At 35.5% G+C, this 24,650-nt stretch carries 25 protein-coding genes; 12 read left to right on the plus strand and 13 right to left on the minus strand.

Translation table 11 applies throughout. From position 1 onward, the window contains the following. Positions 1-18: 18 nt before the first annotated feature. Together HCX49_RS22645 and HCX49_RS22650 are read left to right on the plus strand one after the other, a co-directional pair. The gene (locus HCX49_RS22645) at positions 19-915 is read left to right on the plus strand and encodes a DnaJ C-terminal domain-containing protein (RefSeq protein WP_132843720.1); all 897 of its coding nucleotides are present in this window, start codon (positions 19-21) and stop codon (positions 913-915) included. 4 nt (positions 916-919) lie between these two features. Beyond that, entirely contained in the window at positions 920-1,210 is a 291-nt protein-coding gene (locus HCX49_RS22650; RefSeq protein WP_132773437.1) for a chaperone modulator CbpM, read from the plus strand. Between the two features lie 34 nt (positions 1,211-1,244). Here the strand turns inward: HCX49_RS22650 and HCX49_RS22655 are convergent, their stop codons facing one another. From HCX49_RS22655 to HCX49_RS22675, 5 genes are all read right to left on the minus strand, one after another. Next, complete coding sequence (locus tag HCX49_RS22655; protein ID WP_168128224.1) at positions 1,245-2,126, minus strand: hypothetical protein; 882 nt, start codon at positions 2,124-2,126, stop codon at positions 1,245-1,247. 44 nt (positions 2,127-2,170) lie between these two features. Continuing rightward, positions 2,171-3,991 carry an energy transducer TonB gene (locus HCX49_RS22660; RefSeq protein WP_168128225.1) on the minus strand — a complete coding sequence of 607 codons (1,821 nt, stop codon included), beginning with the start codon at positions 3,989-3,991 and terminating at the stop codon, positions 2,171-2,173. A gap of 27 nt (positions 3,992-4,018) precedes the next feature. Next, complete coding sequence (locus HCX49_RS22665) at positions 4,019-4,393, minus strand: BlaI/MecI/CopY family transcriptional regulator (protein ID WP_021189331.1); 375 nt, start codon at positions 4,391-4,393, stop codon at positions 4,019-4,021. A 324-nt stretch (positions 4,394-4,717) separates the two neighbouring features. Continuing rightward, complete coding sequence (arfB, locus tag HCX49_RS22670) at positions 4,718-5,122, minus strand: alternative ribosome rescue aminoacyl-tRNA hydrolase ArfB (RefSeq protein ID WP_021189332.1); 405 nt, start codon at positions 5,120-5,122, stop codon at positions 4,718-4,720. Beyond that, positions 5,112-5,828 (minus strand): DUF1003 domain-containing protein, encoded by a 717-nt coding sequence (locus HCX49_RS22675; protein ID WP_132773431.1) that lies wholly within the window; start codon positions 5,826-5,828, stop codon positions 5,112-5,114. The genes arfB and HCX49_RS22675 overlap by 11 nt, the downstream gene beginning before the upstream one ends. Positions 5,829-5,987: 159 nt before the next feature. Here HCX49_RS22675 and bshA point away from each other — a divergent pair, with 159 nt between their 5' ends. The 4 genes from bshA to HCX49_RS22695 all read left to right on the plus strand — a co-directional run bounded on the left by bshA (position 5,988) and on the right by HCX49_RS22695 (position 9,611). Further along, positions 5,988-7,124 (plus strand): N-acetyl-alpha-D-glucosaminyl L-malate synthase BshA, encoded by a 1,137-nt coding sequence (gene bshA / locus HCX49_RS22680; RefSeq protein ID WP_021189334.1) that lies wholly within the window; start codon positions 5,988-5,990, stop codon positions 7,122-7,124. 77 nt (positions 7,125-7,201) lie between these two features. Continuing rightward, positions 7,202-7,906: a UMP kinase gene (pyrH, locus tag HCX49_RS22685; RefSeq protein WP_021189335.1), complete on the plus strand. Its 705-nt coding sequence runs from the start codon at positions 7,202-7,204 to the stop codon at positions 7,904-7,906. 30 nt (positions 7,907-7,936) lie between these two features. Beyond that, positions 7,937-8,500, plus strand: a complete 564-nt coding sequence (frr, locus tag HCX49_RS22690; RefSeq protein WP_132773429.1) for a ribosome recycling factor — start codon at positions 7,937-7,939, stop codon at positions 8,498-8,500. Positions 8,501-8,630: 130 nt separating this feature from the next. After that, the gene (locus HCX49_RS22695) at positions 8,631-9,611 is read left to right on the plus strand and encodes a sugar phosphate isomerase/epimerase family protein (RefSeq protein ID WP_132773427.1); all 981 of its coding nucleotides are present in this window, start codon (positions 8,631-8,633) and stop codon (positions 9,609-9,611) included. A gap of 54 nt (positions 9,612-9,665) precedes the next feature. Here HCX49_RS22695 and purE read toward each other — a convergent pair whose 3' ends face one another. From purE to glyA, 8 genes are all read right to left on the minus strand, one after another. Then, positions 9,666-10,175 (minus strand): 5-(carboxyamino)imidazole ribonucleotide mutase, encoded by a 510-nt coding sequence (gene purE, locus HCX49_RS22700; RefSeq protein WP_021188838.1) that lies wholly within the window; start codon positions 10,173-10,175, stop codon positions 9,666-9,668. A 6-nt stretch (positions 10,176-10,181) separates the two neighbouring features. Further along, the gene (locus HCX49_RS22705; protein ID WP_132843726.1) at positions 10,182-11,324 is read right to left on the minus strand and encodes a 5-(carboxyamino)imidazole ribonucleotide synthase; all 1,143 of its coding nucleotides are present in this window, start codon (positions 11,322-11,324) and stop codon (positions 10,182-10,184) included. 24 nt (positions 11,325-11,348) lie between these two features. Continuing rightward, entirely contained in the window at positions 11,349-11,852 is a 504-nt protein-coding gene (locus HCX49_RS22710) for an NADH-quinone oxidoreductase subunit B (RefSeq protein ID WP_021188837.1), read from the minus strand. After that, positions 11,849-12,448, minus strand: coding sequence for an NADH-quinone oxidoreductase subunit A (locus tag HCX49_RS22715; RefSeq protein WP_168128226.1), 600 nt, complete (start codon positions 12,446-12,448; stop codon positions 11,849-11,851). Before HCX49_RS22715 ends, HCX49_RS22710 begins: the two co-directional genes overlap by 4 nt. A gap of 259 nt (positions 12,449-12,707) precedes the next feature. Further along, positions 12,708-14,045, minus strand: coding sequence for a signal recognition particle protein (ffh, locus tag HCX49_RS22720; protein WP_132773420.1), 1,338 nt, complete (start codon positions 14,043-14,045; stop codon positions 12,708-12,710). A 155-nt stretch (positions 14,046-14,200) separates the two neighbouring features. After that, complete coding sequence (locus HCX49_RS22725) at positions 14,201-14,884, minus strand: zinc metallopeptidase (RefSeq protein WP_132773418.1); 684 nt, start codon at positions 14,882-14,884, stop codon at positions 14,201-14,203. Between the two features lie 215 nt (positions 14,885-15,099). Next, positions 15,100-15,690, minus strand: a complete 591-nt coding sequence (locus HCX49_RS22730; protein ID WP_132773416.1) for an RNA polymerase sigma factor — start codon at positions 15,688-15,690, stop codon at positions 15,100-15,102. A 242-nt stretch (positions 15,691-15,932) separates the two neighbouring features. Continuing rightward, entirely contained in the window at positions 15,933-17,204 is a 1,272-nt protein-coding gene (glyA, locus tag HCX49_RS22735; RefSeq protein ID WP_132773414.1) for a serine hydroxymethyltransferase, read from the minus strand. A 409-nt stretch (positions 17,205-17,613) separates the two neighbouring features. On the opposite strand from glyA, the gene HCX49_RS22740 reads away from it, so the two are divergent. The 6 genes from HCX49_RS22740 to HCX49_RS22765 all read left to right on the plus strand — a co-directional run bounded on the left by HCX49_RS22740 (position 17,614) and on the right by HCX49_RS22765 (position 24,640). Then, positions 17,614-17,967: a HesB/IscA family protein gene (locus tag HCX49_RS22740; protein ID WP_021188834.1), complete on the plus strand. Its 354-nt coding sequence runs from the start codon at positions 17,614-17,616 to the stop codon at positions 17,965-17,967. 235 nt (positions 17,968-18,202) lie between these two features. Beyond that, positions 18,203-21,616, plus strand: a complete 3,414-nt coding sequence (ileS, locus tag HCX49_RS22745; protein ID WP_168128227.1) for an isoleucine--tRNA ligase — start codon at positions 18,203-18,205, stop codon at positions 21,614-21,616. A gap of 3 nt (positions 21,617-21,619) precedes the next feature. After that, entirely contained in the window at positions 21,620-22,006 is a 387-nt protein-coding gene (locus tag HCX49_RS22750) for a TraR/DksA family transcriptional regulator (RefSeq protein WP_021188833.1), read from the plus strand. A gap of 60 nt (positions 22,007-22,066) precedes the next feature. Further along, positions 22,067-22,717, plus strand: coding sequence for a lipoprotein signal peptidase (locus tag HCX49_RS22755; RefSeq protein ID WP_021188832.1), 651 nt, complete (start codon positions 22,067-22,069; stop codon positions 22,715-22,717). Positions 22,718-22,772: 55 nt separating this feature from the next. After that, positions 22,773-23,723 (plus strand): M20/M25/M40 family metallo-hydrolase, encoded by a 951-nt coding sequence (locus tag HCX49_RS22760; protein ID WP_168128228.1) that lies wholly within the window; start codon positions 22,773-22,775, stop codon positions 23,721-23,723. Then, complete coding sequence (locus tag HCX49_RS22765) at positions 23,723-24,640, plus strand: SDR family oxidoreductase (protein ID WP_237682877.1); 918 nt, start codon at positions 23,723-23,725, stop codon at positions 24,638-24,640. The genes HCX49_RS22760 and HCX49_RS22765 overlap by 1 nt, the downstream gene beginning before the upstream one ends. Positions 24,641-24,650 lie beyond the last annotated feature (10 nt).

Here is a 24,650-nt window from a genome sequence, read left to right on the forward strand (position 1 = left end):
TATAGCAACTAAAATAATATGGCATTTGAAGATTACTATAAAGTACTTGGCATAAGCAAAACGGCATCTGTTGATGATGTAAAAAAAGCTTATCGAAAATTAGCCCGCAAATATCATCCCGATCTCAATCCTAATGATGAGGCTGCAAAACAGAAGTTTCAAGAGATTAATGAAGCCAATGAGGTATTATCCGATCCGGAAAAACGTAAGAAATATGATCAATATGGTGAAAACTGGCAGCGAGGAGAGGAATATGAGCGGTCTCAACAGCAGTACCGACAGTCGAATGAAAATCCTTTCGGAGGTTCGCAGGGCTATACAGGAAATTTTGATGATGGACAATTTTCAGATTTTTTCGAACAAATGTTTGGTAACCGCTCCGGGGGCGGAAGAAGAAATAACTTTCGTGGACAAGATTTCAATGCTGAATTGGAGTTAACACAACAACAAGCTTATACGACTCATGCACAAACTTTTACGATTAATGGTAAGAACATCCGAATCAACATACAGGCGGGTGTAGAAGATGGTCAGAAAATTAAACTTAAAGGCCTTGGTAGTGAAGGTGTAAATGGAGGGCCAAAAGGAGATCTTTATATTACTTTCCACATCATTGCTGATCCCAAGTTTAAACGTCAGGGTAATGACCTCTATACAACATTAGATATCGATCTGTATACCGCTATTTTAGGCGGGGAAGCCATCATTGATACATATGGTGGTAAAATAAAACTTAAAATTCAACCTGAAACACAAAACAATGCCAAAGTCAGGTTAAAAGGAAAAGGTTTTCCTGTCTATAAAAAAGATGGTGAATTTGGAGATCTGTATGTCAGTATGAACGTGATGATACCAACCAATTTAACCGACAAAGAAAAAGAACTATTCAAACAGTTGGCCGATTTAAAGAAATAATCCTATGGAAAGGACCCTAATTAAACTATCTGATTACTGCTATTCAAGGAAAGCGGAGATTACTTTTATAGAAACTTTAAATGAGTATGGTCTTCTCCATATTATCATCCAACAGGAAGAAAAATATATTGAAGAGGAACAGCTTCGGGATCTGGAAAGATTTTCGGACTGGTATTATGAGCTAGATGTAAATCCTGCGGGTATTGAGGTAGCACATCATCTCATTCAGAAAGTGGAAGCATTACAAAGTGAATTGCAGCGCATAAAAAATCAGCTTAAAGCTTTGGAATCATAATTCAAAGCTTTAAGCTGATTTTTACAATCTGGTATTAATTATCTAAGTCTTGATCAACTGTTATTATATCTTTCCAAATCACATTATGGCGTAAATCTGTTAATTCAATTTGATAATTACCTTTGCAAACAACAAACGAACCATATGATTGTCCTGGTTGAACAAGCCGGTAAATAATCAACTGTTTTTTTCCTTCATCTCTATCCGCAGAAAAGCCCTTCATTAATGTGTAATTTTCCTTTTGTATATATTGATCAGGGATACGGTAATCAAAATGCCCCCTACTGCTATCATCAGGACATAAAATTTCTGTACGGCTTGGTGTAAAAATATAATGCTGTCTATACATAGAAGCATTTGATATCGCCAGATCTTCAATGTGAGCAAAATTCTTAAAGTACTTCTCAGGGATAATGTAAATCAAACTGACATACTCTTCTCTTCCCAATTGCTGCTTAAAGGGAACCATAGCATGATAAATAACTTGTTTGTTTAAGGTCGTAGTTCGATAATAATATTTCCCTTCTGCTGTCTTTTTAATTTCGAATCCATCTCTTGACAACAATTCTTTTGTATTTTTAAAACGCTCATCCGATTTATTATTGATTAAGCTGATCAATCTAAATGTCGTATCTCCGATACTTTTTCCATTGAACAAAACAGTATACTTCGTGGCATCATAGCCTAATTTCTTTATGATCTTCTGATCGTCATGTGAAAGATAAGCTGTCTGCAGTCCAGTTTTCGTCCTTTCATCATAATTTGAAAAATTATCACCGACATATACAGACAGATTTCGTTCGACATTAACAAAATACTCATCCCCATCAACAATAAAACCTTTTGGAGTGAATTGATAAGCTGACCGACAAGACGTTAATAAGAATAGTACAAATAAAATATAAATAGCTTTCATAACATTATTCAAAAAAAGCGCCATCGCATAAAACGTTATTTTAATTATTGGGCAGCTGTATTTAATCGGATAGGCATCGTATAAGCAACCCTTACATGCTGTCCATTTTGTATTGCAGGTTTCCATTTTTCAGGATAATTCTTCAAAACATTCACCGCTTCTTGTCCAGTTCCGTACTTTAAATCTCTTTTTATATCAAAGTTAGATAGGCTACCATCTTTTTCAACGATGAATGATACTTCTACGACACCGTTAATATTATTTTCTAAGGCCTCCTTTGGAAAATTGTAATTTTCTCCCACATAATTCATAAAATCACGCATCCCCCTTGGTGGCGCTGGTTTAACTTCAACAGCTGAAAATATAACCGTATTTTCCGCTGGTTTCTTGGGTTCCGGAAAACGAACTTCATCAGGAGACGATTTAACAGGTTTCTTCTGTGGCACTTCATCTTTCGTTACTTTCGGTGGAAGGAAACGAACGACATCCTCCGAAGATTTTGTAGTCTGTCTCTTAATAACAGCTTGCTTATTTGATTTTTTAGGCTCTGGAAAGTGGACGGTAGCGTCTTTAGATCCATCTGAATTGTTCACATTATTACTTTTCGAATTTTCCGATCCAAATCTACCTGCAGCCAATTTCACAGGAAGTGTGTAGGAAGACCGAACTGATTTACCATTTTGAATCGCAGGTTTCCATTTTTTTCCATTTTTCACGAGATTCTGAATCATAACCCCAGCACCAAATCCAATATCATTCTTCGTTTTAACATTTGTAATACGACCATCCTTCTCGACTACAAAATCAATTTCAACAGTACCATTGATGCCTTTATCCAACATCTCATCTGAATATTTGAAATTTTGACGTATATAGCTCATGTAAGCTCTCATACCACCCGAAGGAACTGCCGGCACTTCCGGATTACTAAAAATCTTTTCCTGCTGTGGTCCTTGTTCCTCAATCTCCATCAGTTTTGTAACAGCCTCAGATACCACCGGTAGTTTCACATCGATCACTTTATCAATCAGTTCTGTTTTTGCGTCAACGGTATTGTTTAATACGAGCCCCACCAAACCTACTAAACCAGCAATTGGAATGATCAACATATATTTCCATTGATTTGATTTCTTTGATTTATTTTGAAATAACATCATAATTCTCTTTTTTAAAATGGACTCTCTGGCAAAGCCATGTGATAACACATCAGTCGATACCCGGAGCGCATTTGCAATTAATAATTCTGCATAAGATGCTTTATCTTTTGCAGCACAAAGTTGATCAGCAATACATTCATGCTGAAATTTCAATTCTCTGATATAAAAAAAGAATACAGGATTAAACCAATTAAAAACTCGAACAATTTCTAAAAAAAGAATATCATAAGAATGCCCTTGCTGTACATGAACTAATTCATGACGGTGGATGATTTCATTTTCTTTCACTTCCTCACCGATATAAACAAAATTCAAAAAAGAAAATGAGTCGTTGCCATCAGCTTTATTAAACCTACGGTATAGCTTATACAATCTAATTAGTAAAAACGAAGTAGCAATGATGATGGAGACCCAATAAATGAGTTCAACATTCGAATGCAGTTGCCAAAATTGCTGTTTACCCACAATTTCAATTTCAGGTATACTAAATTCTGTTAATTCCAGCGAAATAGCAGGAATTAACGTAGTCTTATAATCCATTTCAGATAGATCTACAAATTGTATTGCTGGTAATGTAAAAGATAATAATACAGCAACCAATAAATAGATCCGATTTCCTTGGAAAAATGTGAGTTTTCTCAGGACTAAATGATAAAGTAAATAGCATATGACGAGGCTTGTGTTTGCTAAAATCAGATAAGCTATCATAATTCAGGTGTTAAGTGATTGAAATCTTTAAATTTTCTTTTGTTTGGCAATCATCTCTAATAATTCGTTGACTTCGCCGAGATCAAGTTTATTCTCTTCAAGAAAATAAGATAACATGCTGCTCGCTGAATTATCAAAATAATTATTTAAAAGTTTCCCTGTAATCAGTTTCTTATACTCTTCTTTTGTAATCTTAGGGATATATCGATGACTTTTCCCATAAGATTCGTGCACTAAGAAACCCTTGGTTTCTAAAATCCGCACTATGGTCGAGACTGTATTGTAAGCTGGTTTGGGCTCTGGTAAACGATCTATCACTTCTTTAACAAAGGCTCCATCCATTTCCCAAAGCTCATGCATGATTTGCTCTTCAGCTTTTGTAAGTTCTTTAATTTCGTTCATAACTCTATTTATTAAAATGGCACGTCTGCCGATAATCGATTATATAACAAGTATAAAACTAAAAACCTAGTTATCAAACTAATTTTTTAGTTTACAACATATTGCACTGATATACAATGAATTAAAATTAACAATAAAGTTACATTGTCATATTGTAAGAGACTATTGCTAAATTGAATCATTTGGGATAACTGTAATTTAGGTTCATTAAATTCCTATAAATACTGAAGAATTACCTTCAATATTTACAGGAATATACTAGCATAGGCCTAAGTGGCTATATTTTAAATTTGAGTTTTAAGCTTGAATGATTTTTAATAGCCATTATTCAGCACTCCAACGTCGGTTACTCTTCTTTTCTGATTGTTTCGCCTTTCTATCTAGCCTATCTAAAACTTTCCGATAAGGTATTTTTGTTTTTTTCCGTGCTTTTACGGGTGTCAATGTCGTTTTGATAATATGTAAAAATCGTTCGATTGCAATTTCTTTGTTTTTCAATTGAGAACGATCTGTATCACATTCTAATTGAAAGATACCATCTTTATTGATACGGTTACTTAATGTTTCCATAATGAGACTCTTCATATCCTCATCAACGCATGTACTGGCCAAAACTGGCCATTGTAACAGGACCTTAGTTGAAACTTTATTGACATTTTGTCCCCCTGCTCCACCCGAACGTGCAAATTTAAAGGTTAATTCTCTTAATAATAATTCTTTATTTACCATTGTTACTTCTTTCCAACTTATCTATTTTATTGATTAGATCTTTTATGATATCTAACTGGAACTGCTGCATCTCGATGAGCTCCTGTTCTTTATGAATCAATAAATGATCTATCTTTTCATGTAAAGTACGTATTTCCAACTCTGCTTTAAGATTGACCATATAATCATTCTGCGCTCTTTTACGGTCTTTATCCTCTTGTCTGTTTTGACTCATCATAATAACGGGAGCCTGTAAAGCAGCAATACAGGATAACAACAAATTGAGCAATATAAATGGATATGGGTCAAATCCTTTGTTACTCAACCAATACATATTTAACACAATCCAACAAACTAAAAATCCTAAAAAGGATAAAATGAATGTCCAGCTCCCTCCAAACCCAGCAACTCTATCTGCAATACGTTCCCCAAAAGAATCTGCAACTTCCTCTTGGTCAATAGATGCGCTAATCATCTGATTATTATTCATACTCTCAATCACCAGCTGATCTAAACGTGTAAGCTCTCCCAACTCATTTTTCAAGATTGTTGAGATATACTTTTCTTTATATCCATCCAGTTCGCTAGCGGCAATGAGAGATTCTTTTGAAAATTCTGGAAAATCCTCCTTGACAAGATCAAAAATAGAAGTTCTTAATGTAGATCCCAACACTTTACTGGTAATGGGAAATGTCTTTCCAGATATACTGCTTACAAAAGTCTTCATAATAAGTTTAGTTAATATATAACAAGATAATTTATTTCCAGCAATAAACCAGCAATACCGATTCATAATACCTGAAAATAGTCCTTCACAAATTATTGCATTCGTGTGATTGGCTGTTTTACAAATTAATCTTTAATTTGCAGTAAATAAATAAGCATTATGAAAATAGGGATTGTATGTTATCCAACATTCGGCGGTAGTGGCGTCGTAGCAACAGAACTTGGAAAGGCTTTAGCTACGCATGGACATCAGGTTCACTTCATCACTTACCGGCAACCTGCCCGCTTGGATTTTTTTTCGGAAAATCTATTTTATCACGAAGTTGCTGTTTCACAATATCCTCTTTTTGATTTCTTGCCATACGAATCTGCCTTAGCAAGTAAACTTGTTGATGTTGTTCGTTTTGAAAAACTAGACGTCATCCACGTTCACTACGCCATTCCACATGCTTCAGCTGCTTTTATGGCTAAACAAATCTTATTAACTTACGGCATCAATATCCCTGTTGTAACGACATTACATGGCACTGATATTACTTTAGTTGGTAAAGATAAAAGCTTTAGCCCTGTCGTTACTTTTTCAATTAATCAGTCTGATGGTGTAACAACCGTATCACAGAGTTTAAAGGATCAAACGCTTACTTATTTTGATATTAAGCGAGACATTCAAGTTATTCCTAATTTCATTGATCTGGAACGCTTTAGTATAAAAGACCGTTCTCATTTTAAACGAGCTATTGCTCCTGGAAATGAACGCATTTTGATTCATACCTCCAACTTTCGAAAAGTTAAAAATACCGGAGATGTGATTCGCATATTTCAAAAAGTAAATGAACATATCCCCAGTAAACTATTAATGGTTGGTGATGGACCAGAACGGACGAATGCTGAAGAATTATGTCGTGATCTTGGTGTATGTCAAGATGTTCGCTTTCTGGGTAAACAAGATGCTGTTGAAGAAATTCTATCCGTATCCGATCTTTTCTTAATGCCATCGAGTTCTGAAAGTTTTGGTCTAGCCGCTTTGGAAGCAATGGCCTGTAAAGTTCCTGTTATTTCAACCAATACGGGAGGTTTACCAGAACTGAATGTTAATGGAGAAACAGGATTCTTAAGTGATATTGGTGATGTTGATGAAATGGCGAAAAATGCAATCTATATTTTAGAGGATAATGATCGCCTAGAAAAGTTTAAAGATGCTGCATTAGAGCGAGCTAAAACATTCCAGCTTAGTAATATTATGCCCCAATACGAGGAATATTATAGGCAGGTGATAGAAAAAGTTAAAAATTCCTAATAAATATGACATTCGTCCTTATCGGATGAAAAAAAAATTTTATCTTTGGCCTTTGGAGAATTTCCAAAAAAACAATTATGAAATACAAACGTATCCTATTAAAACTTAGCGGCGAATCCTTAATGGGAGATCAAAGCTATGGCATTGACATCAAGAGAGTTGCACAATATGCAAAAGACATCAAAGAGTTACATACTCAAGGCTTAGAAATTGCTATTGTTATTGGTGGAGGTAATATCTATAGAGGTTTAAGTGCAGAACAGTCTGGTATGGACCGTGTACAAGCGGATTATATGGGCATGTTAGCAACGGTTATCAATAGTATGGCGTTGCAAGATGGTCTTGAAAAAGTAGGTTTGAAAACCCGTTTGTTGACAGCTATTAAGATGGAGCAGATCTGTGAGCCTTTTATTCGCAGAAGAGCTGTGCGTCACCTTGAAAAAGGTCGTATTGTTATCTTTGGAGCCGGAACGGGTAACCCATATTTTACGACAGACACCGCAGCTTCACTTCGTGCGATTGAAATTAATGCAGATGCAGTTTTAAAAGGTACTCGTGTTGATGGTATTTATACTGCAGATCCTGAAAAAGATCCTTCAGCTACACGTTTTGATGAAATTTCATTTACAGAAGTGTATCAAAGAGGTTTGAATGTAATGGATATGACAGCATTTACACTGTGTCAAGAAAACAACTTACCAATTATTGTGTTCGATATGAACAAGCCTGGTAACTTGTCTAAATTAGCAAACGGAGAGCCTGTAGGTACTATCGTACGCTAATCATAAAAAAGAAAAAAACGATATTAAGATATGAATGAATTGATTTCACTTGAATTGGACGATTGTAAGGAGAATATGTCCAAAGCTGTTTCTTTTACAGAATCAGAATTAACAAAAATTCGTGCCGGAAAAGCTTCACCATCTATGTTAGATGGCATTTCGGTTGATTATTATGGATCTCCAACTCCGTTGGCTCAAGTTAGTAATATTAATACAACTGACGCACGTACTATTGTTATCCAACCATGGGAAAAACAATTGATCAATGCTATTGAAAAAGCTATCACAGATGCTAACTTAGGTGTTAACCCACAAAATGATGGTATTGTGATCCGTTTGGTAATTCCTGCTTTAACAGAAGAAAGAAGACGTGATTTAGTAAGAAAGGCAAAAGAAGAAACTGAAAAAGGTCGTGTTGTTGTTCGTAATATCCGCAAAGAAACAAATGAGTCTTTGAAAAAATTGAAAAATGACGGTGCTTCTGAAGACGAAATAAAAGTTGGTGAAGCTGAAGTTCAGAAATTGACTGATTTATATATTGCAAAAGTTGATAAATTAGCAGAATTAAAAGAAAAAGATATCATGACGGTATAATTTTCTTTTCTGAGAATATTAAAATGGGGATGTATGCTATACATCCCCATTTTTTATTTTATAATAATGGTTTTCTTTAAAATTAGTTGTAACTTAATCCTTAAACTAAACTACAAACAAATTAAACAGTATGAATAATTCACGCCGTCAATTTATCAAAAAAGCTGGTCTTGGACTTTCTGCAGCATATTTCCTACCACAGCTCCTTTCTTGTGAAAGTAAGAAACCAGGTATTGATTCACCTTTTGCTAATATAGGTGTACAACTATATTCGATTCGAGATCTGATGACTGCAAACCCGACCGATTCTTTACAGCAGGTTTCTAAAATAGGTTATAAGCATGTTGAAACATATGGAATAGATACTGTAGCAAAAAGTTTTTGGGGTTTAGATTATAAAAGTTTAAAAAAAGTATTAGACGATAACGGCCTAAAATCGCATAGCGGTCATTACGATATGTCAAAATACTTCAGCCGAAACCATCAAGATAAAGAGGATCTAAATATCTATTTTGATGCGGCAAAAGAGTTAGGACAAGAATATGTTATCGCTCCTGTCTCTCCAATGTTTGATATTTCTGCCTTAAAGAAGGATGATTTTCTTTACATAGCTGAACAGCTAAATAAAGCGGGTGAAGCGGCTAAGAAACATGGTTTAAAGGTTGCTTTCCATAATCATTTCTGGGAATTTAGAGATTTAGGAAATGGCACCAAAGGGGAAGAAGTATTGTTGGCTTTTACAGAGCCCGACCTTGTTGATTTTGAACTTGATTTATACTGGGCAGAAAAGGCAGGAATTAATCCGGTCAGTTTATTTGAAAAATTTCCGAACCGATTCAAATTATGGCATATCAAGGATATGGATAAAGCATTTACAAAAACTATTGTTGGACCTGAATTTGACAAATTAGACTTTGGCGCAATTTCAAAAGAGGTAAAATATACAGAAGTTGGAACTGGCCATATTGATTTTATTGCTATCGCACAGGCAAAAGCAAAAGCTGGTTTAAAATATGCTTTTGTTGAACAAGATGATATCTATCTACCTAATAAATTTGAGAGCTTAAAGAAAAGCTACGATTACGTAGAACAGCATTTAGCTAAAATATAATTATAAAAATAAAGGGGGCTTAAGCCCCCTTTATTTTTATAATTATATTCACACTTAAAAAGTCATTTTTTCGACTTCTTCAGCTGTTTCAATCACTTTTGCGGCTAATTCAGCTTTAAAAGCGATGATATTTTTTTCGATTTCTTTATCTTGTGTTCCTATTATCTGTGCTGCAAGGATACCTGCATTTTTCGCTGCATTCAATGCCACTGTCGCTACAGGAATACCATTTGGCATCTGTAAGATCGATAATACAGAATCCCATCCATCAATTGAATTAGATGACTTTACCGGAACGCCGATAACAGGCAAATGCGTAATTGATGCTACCATACCTGGTAAATGTGCTGCTCCACCTGCACCAGCAATAATAACTTTCAAACCTCTTTTCGCCGCATCTTGCGCATAATCAAACATTCGTTGCGGCGTACGATGTGCGGAAACAATCGTTACTTCGAAAGGAACTCCCAATGTTTTTAATACATCTACTGCATCTTGCATTACAGGTAAGTCTGATTTACTTCCCATAATAATTCCAACTAAAACCTGGTTCAATGTTGACATATATTTTTAAGCTTTTACTTTTAAAATTTCTTGTACTTTTCTAGCATTACTGATGGCTAATTCACGGTCGTCATTGATAATACACACGTGTCCCATCTTACGGAAAGGTTTAGTGAATTTTTTGCCATACAAGTGTACATATACACCTTCCATAGCCAGAATCTCTTCTACACCCTCGTATTTTGCTAATCCTTCATAACCTTCTTCACCAAGAAGATTTATCATCACTGCATTAGTTCGACAACGTGTATCGCCTAATGGCAAATTAAAGATCGCTCTCAAATGTTGTGCAAATTGAGAAACATAGTTCCCTTCTATTGTTTGATGACCACTGTTATGTGTACGTGGCGCAAGTTCATTGACTAATATCTCACCGTCTTTTGTTAAGAACATTTCAACAGCTAGAAGTCCGACAATCTGTAAATCATTGGCAATCTTCTTGGCTAATTCTTCTGCTCGTTGCTGAATATCGAAACCATATGTTGAAGGTGCTATTAAAAACTCCACCAGGTTAGCTTCAGGATTAAACTCCATTTCTACCATTGGAAAAGTTGCAACATCACCATCATCATTTCGTGCGACTATAACAGCTATTTCTTTTTCGAAATCAACCCATTCTTCAATTAAAGAGGGTTCATCAAAAGCAGTTTCTAAATCATCAACTGTGTTTATCTTCTTCACTCCCTTACCATCATAACCATCTTTACGCAGTTTTTGAATATAAGGAATAGTCAAATTTGTATTTTTAAGATTCTCTTTGGTAGAGATCAGCTGAAATGCAGAAGTTGGAATATCATTTTGTTTAAAAAACTGCTTTTGCAATCCTTTATCTTGTATAAGACGAATGATACGCGATTGTGGATAGACAAGTACACCTTCTTCTTCCAATTTTTCTAAGGCATCCACATTTACCTTTTCGATCTCAATGGTAATCATATCAAGATCTTTCCCAAAATTGTATACAGTTTCAAAATCGCTCAGAGAGCCACATTCAAAACGATTGCATAATTTACGGCAAGGAGCATTCTTATCTGGATCAAGAATGTGAACATTAACGTTATAATTAATGGCCTCTTGAATCAACATACGGCCCAATTGACCACCGCCAAGAACACCTAATTGCAAATCACCATAAAAATCTTTTCCCATGTCTATTTTTCTATTTCTATTCTATTAAGCTTTTTGGTTAAACAACTGTTCTCCCAATAAACTTTCTTTTTCAATTTTCTTTTGTAGTTCTAAAAATGCACCAATCAATGCTTCTGGTCTCGGAGGACAGCCTTGCACATATACATCCACCGGTATAACGCGATCAACTCCCTTTACAACATGATATCCATGTTGCCAATATGGCCCTCCACAATTTGAACATGATCCCATCGAAATCACATATTTTGGTTCTGGCATCTGTTCATATAGCTTCCGAATACGATCGGCCATTTTAAAGGTTACCGTCCCTGCTATAATCATCACATCCGACTGTCTAGGTGAAGGGCGAGGAAAAACCCCTAATCGATCGAGATCATAATTAGCAGCCATGGCTCCCATCATCTCGATGGCACAGCAGGCTATACCAAAACTAATCGGCCACATCGATGATAGTCTTGCCCAATTCAGGAGATCGTCCAATTTGGCTACAATAACACCATTATTCTGTATTTGACTTTCTAAACTCATGATGTTGCTCCTGGTTTTTTGAATCTGGGTTTAAAAGCTATTTTTGGGGCTACAGGCATTTCTTCATTAGCTTTTTCTGCAGTTGCTTTATCGTCTAACTGCACTGTATACGCCCTTAAGGGATAATTTGCTTGATTAAGGCCATCATAAGCAGTACTTGGAATACTGACATTGACCTTTGGTCGTTGATGTATCGGCTTTACCCATTCGAGATCGCCCTTTACCCACACAAAAATCAACCCTATAATAAGTATACCTACAAACAATGCCATTTCAATCAGAGTAAACCACCCCCATCTTCCATCGGCGGCAATGTATTCGGCCTGTCCAAATACAGTAGCCCAAGGAAATATGAAAATGAGCTCTACATCAAAAAGTAAAAATATAAGTGCAATAACATAAAATCTTGGGTTAAATTGAACCCAAGAAGAGCCTACTGCGTCTTCACCACATTCATAAGTACTTAATTTTTGAGGAGTAGGTTTATTTACAGAAAGCATTCTTCCTGCCATAATGGTCATCGCAACTAAAAATATGCCTACCAAAATTATGATAAGTATCTTTCCGTATTCCGATAATTGCCCGGGGTCATCCATTGTTTTACAAAGTTAAAAAATAATTCTATTACAATCAGAACTAAGTCTAAAATACAAAAAAATAAATACGAATTGTCAAAAGATATCAGAGAATCCAGGCCCTTATAGCTCATTTATTTCATCTTTGATAACTCTATGACAATGGGCCAGCTACAACACCCCATTTACAATCGAACTGGCATTTTTTATATCTCTAAAAAAATACCCTAAAAATTATGCATTTTTAGGGTATTAAAGGATATAAAAAATAATTTCTATCTTATTTCCCTGGCATTTTAGGCATGCTTTTCATTAATTTCGCTGCCATTGCCGGGTTTGACATCTGCTTCATTACTTTTCGCATATCGCCAAACTGCTTCATTAACTTATTCACTTCATTGATATCAGTACCTGAACCTTTGGCAATACGAGAACGTCTTTTTTGATCGATCGCATCTGGATTTTCTCTTTCAAATGGAGTCATTGAATCAATAATTGCTTCAATTGGCTTGAATGCATTATCATCCACTTCAATATCTTTCATCGCTTTACCGACTCCAGGAATCATGCCCATCAAATCTTTCATGTTACCCATTTTTTTGATTTGCTGAATCTGCGATTTAAAATCGTTGAAGTCAAATTTATTTTTGCGAATTTTCTTTTGAAGCTCTGCGGCTTCTTTTTCATCAAATTGTTGTTGCGCTCTTTCTACTAAAGACACAACGTCACCCATACCCAAAATACGGGAAGCCATACGATCCGGATAAAACACATCTAATGCATCCATCTTCTCGCCTGTACCGATAAATTTGATTGGTTTGTTTACAACAGATTTAATTGATAATGCGGCACCACCACGAGTATCCCCATCTAGTTTTGTTAATACTACACCTGTAAAATCCAAACGGTCATTGAATGTTTTAGCTGTATTCACAGCATCTTGACCAGTCATCGAATCTACAACAAAGAGAATTTCATGCGGTTGAGTAGCTTCTTTTACGGCAGTAATCTCCACCATTAAAGGCTCATCAATAGCCAAACGACCTGCAGTATCAATGATCACTACATTATGTCCACTTCTTTTTGCCTCCTCTACCCCTGCTTTTGCTATAGCGATTGGATCTGTAGAATTACGGTCTACATAAACCGGAACACCTACCTGTCCTGCCAATACTTCCAATTGGTCAATTGCCGCAGGACGATACACATCACCAGCTACTAATAAAGGCTTTTTACCTTTTTTATCTTTTAAGTATAAAGCTAATTTCCCTGAGAATGTTGTTTTACCAGCACCATTTAATCCGGCGATTAATATAACAGTCGGATTTTTAGAAGCTTCTAATTCAGTAACAGAGCCTCCCATTAACGCTGTCAACTCATCATTCATGATTTTGGTCAACAATTGGCCGGGTGAGATACTTGTTAATACATTTTCACCTAACGCTTTTTGTTTAACATCATCTGTAAATGTCTTTGCAGTTTTATAATTCACATCGGCATCTAATAATGCCTTACGAATTTCTTTCATCGTTTCTGCAACGTTGATCTCGGTAATACTGCCTTGGCCTTTTAAAACCTTAAAGGCTCTATCTAATTTATCCTGTAAGTTCTGAAACATGATAATTGTAAGTCTATGCTATTATAAAAAGCAAAGTTAAAAAAATAGTCGGAAGCTGAAGCATATAGAATTCAATTCCAAGGATTAATACATAAAAAAAGCGAATATTTATAAAAACATTCGCTTTTTTGTGCTTTTAAGTATCCGTAAAGCCCTTAATCTCTTCTTCCGAATAATAGGGAAGCATAATATAATAGGGTAACCAAAGCACTTAATGCTGCTACTACATATGTCATTGCAGCCCATTTTAATGCATCTTTTACACCTTCATCTTCTGTCGAGCTGTAAGTTACACCATTATTGCTTAACCAGGCTTTCGCACGATTTGAGGCATCAAATTCTACCGGAAGCGTCACGAAACTAAAAATTGTTGTAATCGCTAATGCCGCAACTCCTATTGCTAGAACAATGTAGTTCTGTGAAAAGGCCATTAATATAACACCCAACATCAAAACCCAAGATGTCAATTTTGAAGCGAAGCTCACCATGGGTACCATGGCAGATCTAAATCCTAACCATTTATATGCCGTAGCATGTTGCACAGCATGACCACATTCGTGAGCAGAAACTGCCGCTGCGGCAATACTTCTTCCACTGTAAACTTCAGGGCTTAGATTTACTGTTTTATCTGCTGGATTATAGTGGTCACCTAAACGATCAGGGATCGAAACGACCTTCACATCATAAATACCATTATCATGAAGCATTTTTTGTGCAATCTCTGCCCCTGTCAATCCACTCGTTAAAGGAATTTCAGAATATTTTTTAAACTTATTTTTAAATCGGGTTTGAACGATCAGGCTTATAACCATGATCCCTATAAATAAAATCCAATACATAATATTTTCTTTGTTTTAATAGTTACTTATCAAAATACATTCCACCTTGTCATAACAGACAAAATTTCACATACTAATGTACTAAAATCATTCATTAATACATAAAAGAACAATAAGTGAAACAAAAATATGACATTATTACATAGAAAGTCAAAAAACAAAAGGGATGCCCCTCATCGGTTCATCCCTTTTAAATAGTAGTATATTGTGTGATACTAACCGATCTGCAACATCAGACTTTGGCCTTCGATCATCTTACGAAGGTTGGCTAATGCATACCGCATACGTCCCAATGCAGTATTGATACTCACTTCAGTGATATCAGCTATATCTTTAAAGCTCATATCGCAAAAATGTCTCATAATCAATACCTCTTTTTGATCATCAGGAAGTTTTTGAATCATTTTCTTCAAATCGATATCACGTTGTTCTCTTAACATTTTTGATTCCACATTTTCATCACTGAAATCCAATACATCGAAAATATCAAAACCTTCTGTATTGACAATACTCGGAGCTCTTTTCTCTTTTCTAAAATGATCGATAATCATATTATGGGCAATGCGCATAACCCAAGGCAAGAATTTACCCTCGTCATTATATTTCCCTCCTTTTAATGTATTGATTACTTTTATAAAAGTTTCCTGAAAAATATCTTCTGCAAGATATTCATCTTTTACTTTCATATAAATGGATGTGTATATTTTTGATTTATAACGTTCTAACAAAGCTGCTAACGCTGTTTCTTTACCATCTAAATATATATGGATTAATTCTTGATCCGTCTTTTTATTTAAAATACTCATACTTCACCTATTTTTAGCAGTTACCAAATTAATTTTAATTACAACCTGTTTAAAAAGTAGATGTCTGTCGTATAGTATTTCGTTTATATAGTGATCAATTTTCGTATACTCAAAACAAGAGAAAATTATCGAGTAATCAAATTATTACAATGGAATTTAAGACTTTTTAACATTTGCACAAAAAAAGTGCCCTGATTTTAAATCAAGGGCACTTATTATGTTATGATATGTTAACGTACTGCTTATTTATAAAGAGGGAAACCTGCCATCATCTCTTTTACCTTAGCGTGGATTTTAGCAAGTTCTGATTCGTTTGATGCATTTACGATAGCTGCATCAATTAATTCACCGATTTGTACAATCTCTGTTTCCTTGATACCGCGAGTTGTAATGGCTGCTGTACCAAAACGAACACCTGAAGTAACAAAAGGAGAACGAGAATCAAAAGGAACCATATTTTTGTTAGTTGTGATACCCGCTTTTCCTAAAACTGCCTCTGCTTCTTTACCAGAAATATCTTTATTACGTAAGTCAACCAACATTAAATGATTGTCTGTACCGCCAGAAATAATTTTGTAATCTCTTTCTACGAAGAACTGTGCTAAAGCCGCTGCGTTTTTCTTTACTTGAACAATATACTCCATATATTCGTCAGAAAGAGCTTCACCGTAAGCAATAGCTTTAGCAGCGATAGTATGCTCCAAAGGTCCACCTTGTGTACCTGGGAATACTGCTAAATCTAACAACTGTGTAATAGTTCTTGTTTCTCCTTTTGGTGTTTTTGCACCCCAAGTGTTTTCGAAATCTTTCCCTACCATAATCATACCGCCACGTGGTCCACGAAGTGTTTTATGGGTAGTAGTTGTTACGATATGACAATGTGGAAGTGGATCATTCAACAATCCTCTTGCGATAAGTCCTGCAGGGTGAGAAATATCCGCTAAAACCAAAGCTCCAATTTCATCAGCAACTTTACGGATACGCGCATAATCCCAATCACGAGAATAAGCAGAAGCACCACAAATAATCATTTTTGGTTTTTCACGAAGTGCTGTTTCTTCTAATTGCTCATAGTCAATTAGTCCTGTATCTTCTTTTACACCATAAAACAAAGGTTGGTAAATTTTACCTGAAAGATTTGCTGGAGAACCGTGTGTTAAGTGACCACCATGCGATAAATCAAGACCTAGAATTTTATCACCTGGTTTAATTGTTGCTAAAAAAACTGCTGCGTTGGCCTGTGCTCCTGAATGTGGTTGTACGTTTACCCATTCTGCACCGAATAATTGCTTTGCACGGTTGATGGCAATAGTCTCAATTTCATCGACTACCTCACAACCTCCATAGTAACGTTTTCCCGGTAAGCCTTCAGCATATTTATTTGTCAAAACTGAACCTGCAGCTTCCATAACTTGTTTTGAAACGAAGTTTTCTGATGCGATTAATTCGATACCCTCCTCTTGGCGTTTCAGCTCATCAGCTATCAAATTGAAAATGGCTTGATCTCTTTCCATTGTTTTAATCTAGTGTAAAATATGAATATTATGATTTTAGTCTACAAATATAGTATAATACTTAAAAAAGGCCTCAAAAAACAGGCTTTATTATTACGAAATTTCACAAAAACCCCTTATTTATTAAAATTCATTAAAATGAAAAATTCAAATATTTCCTGATTCTTTCCTGCATATGATGCACATAAAATCAATAAAAGAAAGTTGCTCATCCACAAATAAATATCAATATCAGGAATCCCATGACGATCAAATTGATGTTAATACATATTACTTTGTAACATGTTACGAACGAACCTATGTCCGATATTGGCAATCAATGTGTTTAATCAATGTCATAAATCAGAAGCAGTCCTATTTTCTATTAAAATTATGTAATTTTGTTTAAGTTGGTTAAAATATTATCACGATGAGTACAGAGACTATAACAGAAAAAGCTCCCTTGACATTAACTGAAGGAGCGATAAAGGAACTAAAAAAACTGAAGGATCAACAAGAAATTTCAGATGATTTTGGATTACGTATTGGTGTTGAAGGTGGCGGTTGTTCTGGGATGAGCTATATTTTAGGATTCGACCAGAAAAAAGAAGGTGATAGCGAATACAGTATTTCGGGAATTAGGGTATTTATGAACAAAGCACATGGTTTATATTTAGCTGGGATGGAAGTTGATTTTAGAAACGGTTTAGATGCACGTGGTTTTACCTTCAACAATCCAAATGCTTCCAGCACTTGTGGTTGTGGAAGTTCTTTCTCTGCATAAAGAATTAAAAATATACAGACAAAGCCCAATATTCAGTGAATATTGGGCTTTTTTTATTTATGAATCCTATTGATACGATCACTCCTTCAAGTTTAAATATCACTTTTTAGATTGATTATGCTATACAACCTGATGTTAAAGGTTGTATTTACCTTAAAAGGGTTGTTTTTTAGCTTTTACCTTTCAGCTTAATTGATTAAATTAGCGACCTTTAGAAAAAGAATACGAGACACTGATGTATAAAGAATATAAGCAGCTTAATTTGCCGGAAATAGGCAAAGAAATATTGACCCGTTGGGAACAGGAAAAAATATTCGAAAAAAGTATCACAAACCGTCCAGGAAATAAAACGTACACCTTCTATGAAGGTCCTCCTTCTGCCAACGGTATGCCTGGTATTCACCATGTAATGGGGCGCGCAATCAAAGATATCTTCTGTCGTTATAAAACTTTAAAAGGATTTCAAGTAAAACGTAAGGGCGGATGGGATACGCACGGCCTTCCAATTGAACTTGCTGTTGAAAAAAAACTTGGCATTACTAAAGAAGATATTGGAAAGAAAATATCTGTTGAAGAGTACAATGATGCCTGCCGTACAGAGGTAATGAAATACACTGATGTATGGAATGATTTAACTATAAAAATGGGGTATTGGGTAGATCTTGAAAACCCTTATATTACCTATGAAAATGAATATATTGAAACACTTTGGTACATCTTAAAAGAATTTTATAAAAAGGGTCTTTTATACAAAGGGTATACCATACAGCCTTATTCACCTGCGGCAGGAACAGGATTGAGCTCACATGAACTAAATCAACCTGGTACTTACAAAGATGTAAAGGATACGACAATTGTCGCACAATTTAGATTAATCAAAAATCAATTGCATCCAGCAATTGCCACTTTAGTGGAAGATGACTCTGAAGATGTTGCTTTCATTGCTTGGACAACTACGCCTTGGACATTACCTTCCAATACGGCGTTGGTCGTTGGTAAAAAAATAAACTATGTAAAAATTAAAACTTTTAATCAATATACAGGAACACCGGTTTCGGTTATATTGGCTAAAGATTTAATCCCTAAACATTTTAAAACTGAAGGAAAAGACGCATCGTTTCAAGATTATAATTTAGGTGATAAGGTTATTCCTTGGGAAGTTGCGGCAACTTTCACGGGCGAAGAGCTTGTTGGTTTACGCTATGAGCAGTTGATGCCTTATATCACGTCAGATGAACTACAGGAAAAAGCTTTCCGTGTAATCCCTGGAGATTTTGTAACTACAGAAGATGGTACAGGTATCGTGCATGCTGCACCAACATACGGCGCAGATGACTTTAGAGTAGCTAAAGAGCAAGGTGTACCCGGAATCTTGATCAAAGATGAAAATGGCAAAGAAGTACCTACTGTGGATCGTACTGGTCGATTTGTTAAGGAAATCACTGACTTTGCAGGTCGTTTTGTTAAAGAGGAATATTATTCGGATGCTGAACGTGCCGATAAAGATTTCCGTCCTACAGATGTGCTTATCGCCATAAAATTGAAAGAAGACAACAAAGCTTTTGATGTTAAAAAATATGAGCATACTTATCCACACTGCTGGCGTACAGACAAACCTGTTCTGTACTATCCATTGGATAGCTGGTTTGTTAAATCGACCGCTGTTAAAAATGATTTAGTTGCACTAAATAAAACCATTAACTGGAAGCCTGAAGCGACTGGTACTGGACGCTTTGGTAATTGGTTGGAAAATCTAGTTGACTGGAATCTATCACGCTCACGTTACTGGGGGACTCCCCTACCTATCTGGCGCTCTGAAGATGAGAATGAAGAAATCTGCGTTGGTTCTATGCCTGAATTAAAGGCTTTATTGGAAGCATCTCTGGTTTCTGATGTATTATCTGAAAAAGAAAAAGAAACTAACAAAGCATATTTGGATAAATTCGGAACTGAAAAACTTGATCTGCATCGTCCTTATGTAGACGATATTGTATTTGTATCGGATGCGGGTCAAAAATTATTCCGTGAACCTGATTTAATCGATGTTTGGTTTGATTCTGGTGCTATGCCTTACGCACAGTGGGGTCTAGACTATGAAAAACTTGCAAAAGGAGAAGCACTTCCATTTAAAGAAGGTTATAAAGAAGCATTTCCGGCAGACTTCATTGCTGAGGGAGTTGATCAGACACGTGGCTGGTTCTTCACACTTCATGCAATCTCAACGATGTTACAAAAATCGGTTGCATTCAAAAATGTCATTTCGAATGGATTGGTTTTAGATAAAAATGGTAATAAAATGTCTAAACGTCTTGGTAATGGGATTGATCCATTTACCATGTTAGATAAATATAGTGCTGATGCAACACGTTGGTATATGATCAGCAATGCTTCACCATGGGATAATTTAAAGTTCAATGAAGAGGGACTGGATGAGGTACGTCGTAAGTTTTTCGGAACTTTATATAATACCTATGCATTTTTTGCTCTGTACGCGAACATTGATAAATTTAGTTATAGTGAAGCGGATATTGCTTTAGAAAACCGTCCTGAAATAGACCGTTGGGTAATATCACTATTGAACAGTTTAATTAAAGAAGTCGATGAATTTTATGCGGACTTCGAGCCCACAAAAGCGGCACGTGCCATACAAAATTTTGTTGACGAGCATTTAAGTAACTGGTACGTTCGTCTTTGCCGCCGTCGTTTCTGGAAGGGAGAATATTCTGAAGATAAGATCTCTGCTTACCAAACTTTATTTACTTGTTTGGATACGATAGCGAAATTGATGTCTCCTATCTCGCCTTTCTTTTCAGACCAGTTGTATCTAGATTTGAACAACGCTACGGGTAGGGAAACTTTTGAATCTGTGCATTTAGCAAATTTCCCGAATTATCAGGAAAAATTGATCGACAAGGATTTGGAGGAGCGTATGTCATTGGCTCAAGATATTTCATCCCTTACCTTATCACTGCGCAAAAAAGTAGGCATCAATGTACGACAACCGTTAAACAAAATCTTACTTCCGGTACTGGATAATAGCTTCCAAGAACGTGTAGAAAAGGTAAAAGATTTGATACTTTCCGAAACGAATATTAAAGATATTCAATTCATTACGGACACGACAGGTATCATCAAGAAAAAAATTAAACCGAACTTTAAAGCTCTTGGCTCGAAAGTTGGTAAAGACATGAAGTTAGTGTCTGCAAAAATCAATGCACTTTCTACAGAAGAGCTTGCAAAATTGGAAAGCGATGGTGAAATTTTATTAGCCGATACACCTTATACAATTCAATTGAGCGATGTAGAAATTATAGCAGAAGATGTTGCTGGCTGGCAGGTCGCTAATTTAGCTAAATTAACCGTAGCCCTGGATATCCATATTTCTGAGGAATTAAAACAAGAAGGATTGTCAAGAGAGTTGGTTAACCGTATCCAAAACCTAAGGAAAGACAAAGGTTTTGAGGTTACTGACCGTATCCGTGTTTTAGTTAGCAAAGATGCTGATATTGAGAGCGCAACGAATGAAAATTTATCTTATATTTGTACCGAAATTCTAGCGGATTCATTGAGTTTCGAAGAATCACTAACTACCGGAGATAGCATTGATATTGACGGAAAGGAATTGAATGTTTTAATCGAAAAAATTTAAATTATGGCAACTAATAACGAAAAGACACGCTATAGCGATTCAGAGCTACAAGAATTTAAAAGCATTATCTTAGAAAAACTAAGAATTGCAAAAGAGGAACTTGCTGCCTTAACAGCCTCTCTAAATAATAGTGATGCAAATGGTACGGATGATACTGCTGGTACTTATAAAACTTTGGAAGATGGTTCTGCCACTTTAGAAAAAGAACAAACGAATCAGTTAGCTGCTCGCCAACGAAAATTCATCGACAACTTAGATGCGGCTTTAGTTCGTATTGAGAACAAAACTTATGGTATTTGTAGAGAAACGGGAAAATTGATCCAAAAGGAAAGATTGAAAGCTGTTCCTCACACTACGTTAAGTATCGAAGCTAAAAATAAACAGTATTAATATTTTTTAAATACAAAAACATAATGGTCTTTACCAAAAGTAAAGACCATTTTTACAACTATGAAAGGCTATACTAAACCAGTAATTCTGATTATTCTCGTTCTTTTAATTGACCAGATATCAAAAATATGGGTCAAATTAAATATGACCATTGGTCAAAGTTATGAGGTGATTGGTAAATTTGTACAAATCCATTTTATAGAGAATAATGGAATGGCCTATGGAATGGAATTTGGTGGCGAATTTGGGAAACTGATGCTAACACTTTTTCGTATTATCGCTGTCGGAGCAATCGGCTATGGCCTGCATTACATGGTTAAAAAGAAATATAATCGCGGATTTATTCTCAATATTGCCTTAATCTTTGCAGGAGCACTTGGAAATATTATCGACTCTACTTTTTATGGTATGATCTTTAGTGAAAGCACCTGGTACGATAAAGCTTCATTATTTCCTGCAGATGGAGGATATGCAACGATTTTCCATGGAAAGGTCGTTGATATGCTCTATTTTCCACTGATTAATGGAACATTCCCATCTTGGCTCCCGATTTGGGGTGGTCAAGAATTTCTATTCTTTCGACCGGTATTCAATATTGCTGATTCTGCAATATCGGTGGGGGTTGTGCTGATTCTACTCTTCCAAAAGAAATATTTTAAAGAAGAGAAAGAAGAAAAAACAAGTATACATAGTGAAATCGTAGAAGATTAATAACGACTTCTAAAAAGTCTTGAATTTTCAAGGCTTTTTTTATGAACAACTACAAATGATAAAATTATATATTAAATGCACCCTTTTAACACTTTTCAGTGTTCTAAGTTTACAAGGAATTGCACAATACAGCAATCCTGAACTCGTAAAAAAACATATCAACTATCTCGCAAGTGATAAGATGAAAGGTCGCGGTACAGGAAGCAAAGAAGTATTCAAAGCGGCAAATTATATTGAAAAATATTTTAAAACACTTAAACTTCAACCGTTAGGTGAAAAAGGATTCAGACAATCGTTTGATGCTAAAGTATGGAAAGTTAAAGTGAGTGACAGCATTCGCAAAGCAGATAACATCATTGCATTTTTAGACAATGGCGCTCCACTTACTATTGTAATCGGGGCACATTATGACCATTTAGGAACTGGTCATCAAGGCAGCTCAAAAGACTCTCTCGGTGTTGGTAAAATACACAACGGAGCAGATGATAATGCCTCAGGCGTAGCCGGTTTACTGGAATTAGCACGTTATTATAGTACGAATAATTTAAAGGAAAGTTATAATTTTCTTTTTATCGCATTTGGTGCTGAAGAGTTAGGATTAATCGGATCAAAATATTTTACCGAACACCCAACTTTGCCACTTGATAAAATAACAGGTATGTTAAACATGGATATGATCGGCAGGTTAAATCCTGAACAGGGTGTTGCTGTAATTGGATATGGAACAAGTAAAAAATGGCCGGAAATATTTAAGGGTATCACACCTAAAATTAAGTTTTATACAGGTCATGATGGTAATGGTGGTTCTGACCAGACCTCATTCTATAAGAAGAATATTCCAGTTCTATTTTTCCACACAGGAGGTCATCCTGATTATCATATGCCAACAGATGATCCAGAAAAAATCAACTATTCAGGACTTACTGGAATTATCGATTTCGAGGTAATGGTTATCAACAATATGTTAAAACAAAGTGAGAAACTCGAATTCCAATTCACAAATTAATGATGGTTACCAACAAAGTGTTAATAACTGGGTCAAATGGGTTTTTAGGACAAAAACTAATCGATCTACTTAGTAAAAACCTCAATTATGAAGTTTTTGCTATTTCCATGAATAAAAACGACAATCCGAATGTAGCGAATTATCATTTTCAACAATTGGATTTGATGAATTCGGACCTTTTAAACACCTATCTGTCAGAAGTTAAACCAAATTACATCATTCACACTGCTGCAATCACAAGTGTTGAAGGGTGCGAAGCTGATAAAGTGCTCTCTGAAAAGATGAACGTTGAGGTAGCGAAGCAATTGGCCGATTATTGTAAGCAGACAAATGGTTTTTTAGTACAGTTATCCACAGATTTTGTTTTTGATGGCCAAAATGGTCCATATAAAGAGGATGATTCAACCAATCCATTAAGTGAATATGGTAAAAGCAAATTACGTTCAGAACAAGTTATCCATAACTCTGGATGTGAATATGCGATCTTAAGAACTATATTGGTGTATGGAATAAATGCTAATCCAAACCGCTCTAATTTAGTGCTTTGGGCAAAAGAAAAACTTTCAAAAAATGAACCGATAAAAGTGGTGAAAGATCAATGGCGCATGCCAACGTTTGTTGATGATTTAGCTGAAGCCTGTCTTTTAGCTATTGAAAAACGTGCAACAGGAGTTTTCCACATCAGTGGGGAGGAAATGTTTACAATTGCAGAAGCAGTCTATCAAATTGCAGATTTTTGGAAATTTGACAAATCCTTAATTTCAGAAATTACGGCGGCATCAATAAGTCAATCTGAAAACAGACCACAAAAAACAGGGTTTATATTATCAAAAGCCAAGTCGATTTTGGGCTTTCAACCAACTCCTTTCAAAGCGAGTTTAGAAATAATCGATAAACAATACGGAATCTTCCGTTAATAATAAAAAA

The sequence above is a fragment of the Sphingobacterium sp. B16(2022) genome (genome assembly GCF_012030425.1).
Lineage (GTDB): Bacteria > Bacteroidota > Bacteroidia > Sphingobacteriales > Sphingobacteriaceae > Sphingobacterium > Sphingobacterium anhuiense.

Coding starts and splice junctions, on each gene's coding strand:
- HCX49_RS22645 (WP_132843720.1), top strand. CDS start 19: ATGGCATTTGAAGATTACTATAAAGTACTTGGCATAAGCAAAACGGCA.
- HCX49_RS22650 (WP_132773437.1), top strand. CDS start 920: ATGGAAAGGACCCTAATTAAACTATCTGATTACTGCTATTCAAGGAAA.
- HCX49_RS22655 (WP_168128224.1), bottom strand. CDS start 2,126: ATGAAAGCTATTTATATTTTATTTGTACTATTCTTATTAACGTCTTGT.
- HCX49_RS22660 (WP_168128225.1), bottom strand. CDS start 3,991: ATGATAGCTTATCTGATTTTAGCAAACACAAGCCTCGTCATATGCTAT.
- HCX49_RS22665 (WP_021189331.1), bottom strand. CDS start 4,393: ATGAACGAAATTAAAGAACTTACAAAAGCTGAAGAGCAAATCATGCAT.
- arfB (WP_021189332.1), bottom strand. CDS start 5,122: ATGGTAAATAAAGAATTATTATTAAGAGAATTAACCTTTAAATTTGCA.
- HCX49_RS22675 (WP_132773431.1), bottom strand. CDS start 5,828: ATGAAGACTTTTGTAAGCAGTATATCTGGAAAGACATTTCCCATTACC.
- bshA (WP_021189334.1), top strand. CDS start 5,988: ATGAAAATAGGGATTGTATGTTATCCAACATTCGGCGGTAGTGGCGTC.
- pyrH (WP_021189335.1), top strand. CDS start 7,202: ATGAAATACAAACGTATCCTATTAAAACTTAGCGGCGAATCCTTAATG.
- frr (WP_132773429.1), top strand. CDS start 7,937: ATGAATGAATTGATTTCACTTGAATTGGACGATTGTAAGGAGAATATG.
- HCX49_RS22695 (WP_132773427.1), top strand. CDS start 8,631: ATGAATAATTCACGCCGTCAATTTATCAAAAAAGCTGGTCTTGGACTT.
- purE (WP_021188838.1), bottom strand. CDS start 10,175: ATGTCAACATTGAACCAGGTTTTAGTTGGAATTATTATGGGAAGTAAA.
- HCX49_RS22705 (WP_132843726.1), bottom strand. CDS start 11,324: ATGGGAAAAGATTTTTATGGTGATTTGCAATTAGGTGTTCTTGGCGGT.
- HCX49_RS22710 (WP_021188837.1), bottom strand. CDS start 11,852: ATGAGTTTAGAAAGTCAAATACAGAATAATGGTGTTATTGTAGCCAAA.
- HCX49_RS22715 (WP_168128226.1), bottom strand. CDS start 12,448: ATGGATGACCCCGGGCAATTATCGGAATACGGAAAGATACTTATCATA.
- ffh (WP_132773420.1), bottom strand. CDS start 14,045: ATGTTTCAGAACTTACAGGATAAATTAGATAGAGCCTTTAAGGTTTTA.
- HCX49_RS22725 (WP_132773418.1), bottom strand. CDS start 14,884: ATGTATTGGATTTTATTTATAGGGATCATGGTTATAAGCCTGATCGTT.
- HCX49_RS22730 (WP_132773416.1), bottom strand. CDS start 15,690: ATGAGTATTTTAAATAAAAAGACGGATCAAGAATTAATCCATATATAT.
- glyA (WP_132773414.1), bottom strand. CDS start 17,204: ATGGAAAGAGATCAAGCCATTTTCAATTTGATAGCTGATGAGCTGAAA.
- HCX49_RS22740 (WP_021188834.1), top strand. CDS start 17,614: ATGAGTACAGAGACTATAACAGAAAAAGCTCCCTTGACATTAACTGAA.
- ileS (WP_168128227.1), top strand. CDS start 18,203: ATGTATAAAGAATATAAGCAGCTTAATTTGCCGGAAATAGGCAAAGAA.
- HCX49_RS22750 (WP_021188833.1), top strand. CDS start 21,620: ATGGCAACTAATAACGAAAAGACACGCTATAGCGATTCAGAGCTACAA.
- HCX49_RS22755 (WP_021188832.1), top strand. CDS start 22,067: ATGAAAGGCTATACTAAACCAGTAATTCTGATTATTCTCGTTCTTTTA.
- HCX49_RS22760 (WP_168128228.1), top strand. CDS start 22,773: ATGATAAAATTATATATTAAATGCACCCTTTTAACACTTTTCAGTGTT.
- HCX49_RS22765 (WP_237682877.1), top strand. CDS start 23,723: ATGATGGTTACCAACAAAGTGTTAATAACTGGGTCAAATGGGTTTTTA.